Raw genomic sequence first — 4,928 nt, forward strand, 5'->3', positions numbered from 1 at the left:
TGGAGCAGAACAGAGCCACAGGCAACGCAGAGCCTGAGCAATGGACTATTAAGCAGGTTGTGAATATAACGCAGTGTCGAGCGATTCAGCGCAGCTATGAAGCATCACAGGCATGGAAGCAGGTGAAAGGCAGTTGGTCAGATGACACACCAGCAGCGAAGAAAGAGAGAACGCAGAAAGAAGCCACGGAACAGAAAGCACACGCTGAGCGAGTACGGCAGATTTGTGGTGATGCTGATGCAGTTATGCGCCTGTTCGCTGATGAAGATTTCTTTACCTTTGAGCAGGTGCTTAGGTCTGTGTCGAGGCAGTGGGAAAAACGCTGTGTGCAGATGGATCGGCAAATCAGCGCCTACATTCAGTCAGGCCATAACATCCCATATGCTGAGGCCAGAGAGCAGCGCTTAACGATGGAAGCATTCTGTGGAGCGACGGCACGCTTGCATGCTGTTGTGATGACGTTGCAGCAAATTGCAGACGCAGAAAACATCATCCTTAGAGATGGTTCCTTACCTGAGCAAGTGGAAGCAATCGACACTGTGAAGCGCTGTGCGGTGCTGTGGGCGCGTGATGTGTTGGACAATAACAAAGTGTTGGTGATGGGGTTCACCCATCCGTTGCTTGCTGTTGTGGGCGATCCAATGGCTTGGGGTACGGCAGAAGATGAACACGGCAAACAGTGGCTGTGCGTATGGCAGAATGAGTGTGTGAACTGGCAAGACCAACTAACCCCATTCGATGCCCCAGCCACAGAGATTGACGAAAGCGGCATTAATCCGGCATTGCTTAGAGGTAGTTCCTTACCTCCTGTTCCTGTTGCCAACTATGGCGACGGATGGAAAGAGACAGGAGCCGATTACCTGTATGAGCAGCAGGAGAAGAAACAGCGCCGGGAAGCGGCAGCAGCAAAAGCAGCAGCAGAAGCAGAGGCCAGAGCCAAAGCAGACGCTGAGAAAAGAGCAGCCACACAGCGAGCCATTGCCAGGACTATTCAAGACATCCGGGCGGAGTGGGAGAGCAAGCAAGGTGATTTTTATGCTTATGCCTCTGGTAAATGGAACAATGAATACGGGCTATTGGATGAAGCCCACCAGCGGATTGCAGAAGCAGGTGAACGGGTGGATGTGATGATTTGCGAGCTTGAGCAAATGTTAACAGACGAACGAACTAATGATGATGATTGGCGATACTGGCAGATGACGAATACCCAGAAGCGCAAATCAATGCTTACCTACCCAACGGTGTTTGAGAGCCTACTTAACCCCTTCTAAAGATTACGCCTCGTCAGCGTAAAACCCACCACCTGAGCATGTGGCAAAACTGCTTACCCGCTAACTCTTAGAGGTATTTCCTTACCTTCACAGGAGACAACAAATGATTGAGACAAGCACTGAGCAGCGCCGATTATGCCATGTATGGGATGAACTGGAGAGGCTGCGAATACTGGCACTGTGGGAGGCTGACAATTTGGCACTGATGCAAAATACAATAGGCCAAACAAAGCCGGAATGGGTAGGAACAAACGAGACGGCGTAAGCCGTTTTCCTTTTCCGGGCTGTTCAGTTGGCGCTGGTCTGGTTCGTTGTCAGGTACGCTCTTGTAATCCAGTGGCGTGAGACTGTGGCAGAGCTTCACTCTTTTCCGGTGAAGTTAGATCCCATTGTTTGCCTGTTTCAACCATTCCAATCTTGGAACGATTACCCCGCTTTGAGAGGGCGAACACTGGTTAAGGTAAGTTAGTGCCTGTTGTTGGTTTTCTGTTTGTGGTGGCAAGAACCAGCAAACCTCTGGTATGCTTACACCACTTAGGCCGCCAAACTTAAGTGATTGGGTGTTTGCATACCAGAGCCTTAACACTCGGAAGCATAACACGGAGAGAAGCCCTTGAGATGTAAAAGTTTCAGGGGCTTTTTTTCGTCATGACACATTCACTTCACCCCTCCCCTCATACCGATTGTTTTCATTTTCCTGTTCCCACTGTATAGGGGCAATGTCTTTACCCGTGATGACTGGACATAGTTTTCAATGGAGATTTCACCGGATGGACGGCATACGGCAGAGCGAGCAAGCGCAAAAGGGGAAGTGGGTACACCCCCTATGGTAGGGGAGTAAAGCCGATTCAAATTCGATGAAAGTTGCCTGTTCAAGATCAGTAAGCAGATGAATGATGCCAATCACTGACTACCCCTACCCCTACCGGGGGTGTGTGTGGAGGTCGAAAAAAGCTGGTGGATTTAGACACGTTTGGACATGGAGAACGGCAGCATGTGGTGATTTAGTGCTGGATATTTTCAGAGTAAAAGCCTGTGTGCTGGATTGGTAGTAGGAGCAGCAGCCGCACCAGCGGGTATGCCCCCATAAGTAATGGCATCTAATGGGCGGTTATATTGCTGGATATTTTCATGTGTCGGATGCCTGCCGGAAAATGGTTGCAGTACAGCATGTGCAAAAACACCCCCTCACATAGTTGGTGCGCTAGCTAGTTTGCAAAGCGCTAACTGTTAGAGGTATTTCCTTACCTCACCCCCAGCAATACCCAATCACGACCGATATAAATAGTGTAGTGAATAAGCACGCTATAACACCACATACATAAACCCCACAAAATACCCGTTAAAGTGTAGTGAATAAGCCTTGATTGATTTAATCAATACACTTACAATCACCACATACTAAATCACTACAGTAGAGAGTTCGGAAATGGCAAAGGTTGGTTATGTTCGTGTGTCGAGTGTTCAGCAGAATAACGAGCGTCAGTTAGATGGTGTTGAACTGGATAAGGTATTCACTGAGACAGCAAGCGGAAAGAATGCAGACCGTCCACAGTTGAAAGCAATGCTTGAGTATGTCCGTGAAGGTGATGTGATTCACTGCCACGAACTGAGCCGCCTGGGTCGCAACGTCAAAGACCTGTTGACCATCATCGACGCTGTGAAAGAGAAGGGCGTAAGCATCGAGTTTCACAAGGAACGACTGACAGCCGGAGCCAATGAGAACGCAGTAAGCCGCATGATGCTGAATGTGCTGGCATCAGTGGCACAGATGGAACGGGAGATGATGCTTGAGCGACAAGCGGAAGGGTACGCAGCAGCGAAGCAGGCAGGCCGCAAAGGTGGACGCGGAAATGGTAAGGATGTTGACCGGGTAGGGATCGTGTCAGCGCTGGCAGCAGGTGAGAGCATTCGCAAGACTGCGGCACAGTTTGGGGTAAGCACACAGACAGTACAGCGCATCAAAGCAGAGCAAGCCATGTGAGAGAGCCGCCTACGGGCGGTTTCTTATTTGCGCTAATCCTTAGAGGTATTTCCTTACCCCCGTTGTATTTATTTATTTCGTTTATTTATGCAAATAGTTTCAAGCAAAGTCGGGTTTATACCATATATAAATATGTCCTGTTGAGTTGTAGATAAGCGCGTAAACAGAAAGTATACACTGTTCAGGATGGGTCTATTTTTTCGTTAACTTTCGGTAATTTAGGGATAAATAGGCATGAGTTAGGGCGAGTTGTCGAGGCTTGCCCTTTATTTTGGTCAGGATGAAAATGTGTCCTGTTGTAATGGATTTAACAGAAGGAGCCACGGAATATGGCAGAGAGTAAAAGGGCAATATTGGCTGAATATGCCAATGACACATACCCCACCAGCAAAGCAGCGATGGAACACGCAAAAAGGTTATGGCGTAAGCACTACCCGGTGTTGAGTAGGTTCGAAAGGGAACACGACAAAGGCAGAGCAGAAGCGGTGATTATGTGTGTGGCGATGTTGCAGGATGCCGGGTATACGAAAGCAGCGGGAGCGATTGAGCATCACCTGAACTGGCTATGTGAGCCAGCGAAGAAGCCAACGAAAGAGCAGCGATCTATTGCTGATGGGATGGGAGGTAAGGACTGATGGCATTCTTTGAGAGTGGGGCGAAGTACAACGGCAAGCCATGCCGTAAATGTGGCTGTGTGGTTCGGTTCAAGAACAGTCGGCGCTGTGTTCAGTGTAAGCACAATCTCGCAAAGGCTGAGTGGCAGAGAACGAAAGAACAGACGGCAGTTGAGCATGTGCTGGAAAGGCATGAGGTGGAATAAGCGCTAATGCTTAGAGGTATTTCCTTACCTCACTTGATGGGGTAAGGGTTATTAAAGTTATTGATCTATAGGGGTTTTACATGACGACGACGATTGAACAGATTACGCCAGCAACGCTGGCAGCAGCAGCAAGGGCGATTAGGAATACGCCAATTATTGAGCTTGAGCCTTGCGACAAATGCAGGCATCCAGAGGCGATTTACTTCTACCAGCGTGAAGGCAGAACACACAATGGTTGCCTGTGGTGTCGCCATATTGAAGAGACTAGCAGCGGTTCCTTAGAGGTAGTTCCTTACCTCGGAGAGGTGGACGAAAACGGCGTAGGGCTGGTGATGGGTAAGCGTCGCTGTAAGTGTGGCAACAAGATGAAACTTGCCGTTAATGCCTATGGTACTAATGCTGGCAAATGTTCAGAGTGTGCCCGGCAAGCGTGGGAGGCAAAAGAGTACGGCAAGGAGTTCAAGCGGGTTAATCGGTCTGTGTCTGCGAAGGTTCACAAATTCGTTGTGAGCAGCATCGAGCGAAGCGGGTATGTTGAGGTTGCGCCTCGATCCTTCTCGGAGTTCATCGAGCTGAGAGAGCTGGCTTACCGATGTGAAGTGATGAACCAGAGGGAGCGAGCCTTAGACACTGGCATCAAGTGGGAGTTGGGGCATAAGTTCCCAGCGCTGGTGGCCGGAGAACTACGGGGCAAAGCAACGGCGGAAAATATTCACATCATCCAGATGGAGCAGAACAGAGCCACAGGCAACGCAGAGCCTGAGCAATGGACTATTAAGCAGGTTGTGAATATAACGCAGTGTCGAGCGATTCAGCGCAGCTATGAAGCATCACAGGCATGGAAGCAGGTGAA

Annotated in this window: 4 protein-coding genes; all 4 read left to right on the forward strand. The window is 49.4% G+C overall.

All coding sequences use genetic code 11. The annotated features are described in order from the left end of the window. The coding region (locus MXM41_RS22560) for a hypothetical protein (protein WP_325934472.1) at positions 1-1,271 on the forward strand (1,271 nt) is incomplete at its 5' end. A 1,429-nt stretch (positions 1,272-2,700) separates the two neighbouring features. Then, the gene (locus tag MXM41_RS22565) at positions 2,701-3,255 is read left to right on the forward strand and encodes a recombinase family protein (protein ID WP_325934473.1); all 555 of its coding nucleotides are present in this window, start codon (positions 2,701-2,703) and stop codon (positions 3,253-3,255) included. A gap of 329 nt (positions 3,256-3,584) precedes the next feature. Then, positions 3,585-3,890, forward strand: coding sequence for a hypothetical protein (locus MXM41_RS22570; RefSeq protein ID WP_325934474.1), 306 nt, complete (start codon positions 3,585-3,587; stop codon positions 3,888-3,890). Positions 3,891-4,155: 265 nt separating this feature from the next. After that, the coding region (locus tag MXM41_RS22575) for a hypothetical protein (RefSeq protein WP_325934476.1) at positions 4,156-4,928 on the forward strand (773 nt) is incomplete at its 3' end.

This window comes from Leclercia adecarboxylata (assembly GCF_035787115.1).
GTDB lineage: Bacteria > Pseudomonadota > Gammaproteobacteria > Enterobacterales > Enterobacteriaceae > Enterobacter > Enterobacter adecarboxylatus_E.

Excerpts from the sequence above, each read along its gene's own strand:
- MXM41_RS22565 (WP_325934473.1), top strand. The coding sequence starts at position 2,701 with ATGGCAAAGGTTGGTTATGTTCGTGTGTCGAGTGTTCAGCAGAATAAC.
- MXM41_RS22570 (WP_325934474.1), top strand. The coding sequence starts at position 3,585 with ATGGCAGAGAGTAAAAGGGCAATATTGGCTGAATATGCCAATGACACA.